3 protein-coding genes and 1 pseudogene are annotated in these 2,470 nt (G+C 67.2%); 1 reads left to right on the top strand and 3 read right to left on the bottom strand.

Features of this window, described 5'->3' with window-relative positions; translation table 11 throughout:
• Positions 1–216 (top strand): annotated as a pseudogene (locus AC30N0_RS02950) (ABC transporter); the annotation flags it as partial.
• Between the two features lie 3 nt (positions 217–219).
• On the opposite strand, the gene AC30N0_RS02945 reads toward AC30N0_RS02950, so the two are convergent.
• The 3 genes from AC30N0_RS02945 to AC30N0_RS02935 form a co-directional block, all read right to left on the bottom strand.
• Entirely contained in the window at positions 220–1,032 is an 813-nt protein-coding gene (locus AC30N0_RS02945; protein WP_489516441.1) for a peptidylprolyl isomerase, read from the bottom strand.
• A gap of 67 nt (positions 1,033–1,099) precedes the next feature.
• Complete coding sequence (locus tag AC30N0_RS02940) at positions 1,100–1,366, bottom strand: BolA family protein (RefSeq protein WP_489516440.1); 267 nt, start codon at positions 1,364–1,366, stop codon at positions 1,100–1,102.
• Positions 1,363–2,037 carry a septation protein A gene (locus tag AC30N0_RS02935; protein ID WP_489516439.1) on the bottom strand — a complete coding sequence of 225 codons (675 nt, stop codon included), beginning with the start codon at positions 2,035–2,037 and terminating at the stop codon, positions 1,363–1,365. The genes AC30N0_RS02940 and AC30N0_RS02935 overlap by 4 nt, the downstream gene beginning before the upstream one ends.
• Positions 2,038–2,470 lie beyond the last annotated feature (433 nt).

Here is a 2,470-nt window from a genome sequence, read left to right as displayed (position 1 = left end):
GCGCTGGCCCGCGCCTTCGTCGTCCGGCCCGCGCTCCTGCTCGCCGACGAGCCCACCGGCAGCCTCGACTTCGCCACCGGGGAAACCGTGATGGCCTTGATGTTCGAGCTGAACCGGGAAGCGGGGACCACGCTGGTGCTGGTGACCCACGACGCGACGATCGCCGCTCGATGCGACCAGCAGCTCAGGATCGAGGCCGGTCGGATCGAGCCTTGACGGCTAGTTCGTAAATTTGTAGTCCGTCTTCGCCTTTGCACGCAGCTCGTCGCGGAAGGCGGCCGCCTTCTGCTGCGACAGCCGCTGCTGGATCTGCGGCTTGACCTCGGCCAGGGCCGGGAACTTCGCCTCGCGCGTGTCTTCGAGCTTGATGATGTGGAAGCCGAACTGGCTCTTCACCGGGACGTCGGTGTACTCGCCCTTCTTCAGCTTGACCATCGCCTGCGAGAACTCGGGCACGTAGGCGGTCGGCGCGGCGAAGTCGAGATCGCCGCCGTTCTCGGCCGAGCCGGGATCCTTCGAGCTCTTCTTGGCCAGGTCCTCGAACTTGGCACCGCCCTTGAGCTGGCCGACCAGCGCCTTGGCGTCTTCTTCCTTCTCGACCAGGATGTGGCGGGCGCGGTACTCGGTGCCGCTCGACTGCGCCTTGATCTTGTCGTACTCGGACTGGATGTCGGCGTCGCTGACGGCCGCTTTCTTGTCGATGTCCGCGGAGAGCAGGCCGATCAGGATGCCCTGTCGCGCCAGCTCCATCTGCGCCTTGTAGTCGGGCGAGTTGGCGAGGCCGCGGCGCTCTGCCTCCTGGCTCAGGATCTCGTCCGTGACGACCTTGTCGCGGACGAGCTGGTCGATGTTCGGCGGCAGCTGCTGGCCGCGCGAGGCCGCCTGCTTCTGCACCTGGGTCAGGATCGCGTCGACACGGGCCTTGGGAACGGGCTTGCCGTTGACGACGGCGACGTTCTGCGCGTGCGCGGCGACGGGAGCGAGGCCGGCGGCGGCCAGCACGACGCTGACGGCGAAAAGACTCTTCTTCATGAACGTGCCTTTCGGGCGGGACGGGTGGGGGGGGCGCAGCCTGGGAGGCTGCCGGCTCGGCGTCGGATCAGCGTTGGCTGGGTGCCCGGGCGTCGATCGCGAGGGCATGGATTCCGAGCGGGATCAGGCCCTGCAAAGCATCATATACGAGGCGATGCCGGGCCACGCGCGTCAGGCCTTCGAAGTGCGGGCTGGAGATCGTCACGCTGAAGTGCCTGCCTTCGCGCGCGCCGGCGTGGCCCGCGTGCAGGTGGCTGTCGTCCTCGACCTCCAGGGTCTGCGGGGCCAGGGCGCTGCGCAGGCAGGCAGCGATGTCCGCGGCGCTGACGCTCACGCGGATTCCTGGCCAGCCCCCGTGGCGGGAGGCACCGGCAGCTTCTCGGGCGGGTCGTCGTCCTGCATGTGGCGCGAGATGTAGAAGCCCTGCGCGATCATGAACAAGAGCATCAGGCCGGTCAGTCCGAAGACCTTGAAGGTGGCCCAGGTCGAGATCGAGTAGGCATAGGCGACGTAGATATTGGCAAAGCCCATCAGGATGAAGAAGATGGCCCAGGCCATGTTGAGTTGCCGCCACACCGGGTCGGGCAGGTTCAGCTGGGTGCCGATCAGGGCCTGGAGCAGGTTCTTGCGAAACAGGACCTGGGCGGCCCAGAGCACGACACCCATGGCCCAGTACAACGCGCTCGGCTTCCACTTGATGAAGGTGGGGTCGTGGAACCAGACGGTGGCGCCGCCGAGGATCGCGATCAGGCCGAAGGTGACCCACAGCATGGTGTCGACCTTGCGGCGCATGGCCAGCAGGATGGAGATCTGGATCAGGGTCGCGACCATCACCACGACGGTGGCGAGCAGCACGGGCGCTTCGGTGGCTGCAACGACGCCTCCGGAGACGACGAAGCCCAAGTGCTCCGTCGCGAACCGGGCGGCGTCGTCGGCGTTCGCGTCGGCGAACTTGAAGGCGGCGAAGAAGAGGATGAGCGGAAGGAAGTCGAAGAAGAGCTTCATGCGTAGGCCGGCGGGTTGAAGGCGAGGTGCAGGGCAGCCGCGCATGGCGCGGCTGTCGAATCTTCCAGCGTAGCGAAGAGCCCGGGTCGCGCAGCCGCCGCGATCGACGAAAAGATCACGGAGCGAACGGTTGCGCGAGCGCGGTTTGGCTCGGTCGCCGGCTCGTCGCCGCATGCGTGGAGCCGATGCCGTCGGCGCGCCGGCGATAAGGCCAGCGTGAGCGGGGACTCGTCCAGGGCGGCATCAAGCATCGGCGGCAGTGTATGCAACGCGCACCGCCGCCGGCAACGCAGGGGTCTCCGGCGATCAGCGTGCCCGCCGGACGTTCCGCCGGACGAGCCCGCGTCCGGGGAAGCCCTGTAGCCGCGCGCCGGTCACATCCGTTAACTTCCGCAAGGAACATTTTTCCTCGCTGGAGACAAACACATGAGCA

Origin of the sequence: Rhizobacter sp. (genome assembly GCF_031412495.1) — a bacterium.
In the GTDB taxonomy this organism is placed as follows: Bacteria; Pseudomonadota; Gammaproteobacteria; order Burkholderiales; family Burkholderiaceae_C; genus Schlegelella_A.
The sequence above is the reverse complement of the archived record's forward strand: the minus strand, read 5'-3'. Positions and strand labels throughout refer to the sequence as shown.

Bases quoted from the DNA above. Each gene is read 5' to 3' on its own strand.
- AC30N0_RS02935 (WP_489516439.1), bottom strand. From the start codon at position 2,037: ATGAAGCTCTTCTTCGACTTCCTTCCGCTCATCCTCTTCTTCGCCGCC.
- AC30N0_RS02945 (WP_489516441.1), bottom strand. From the start codon at position 1,032: ATGAAGAAGAGTCTTTTCGCCGTCAGCGTCGTGCTGGCCGCCGCCGGC.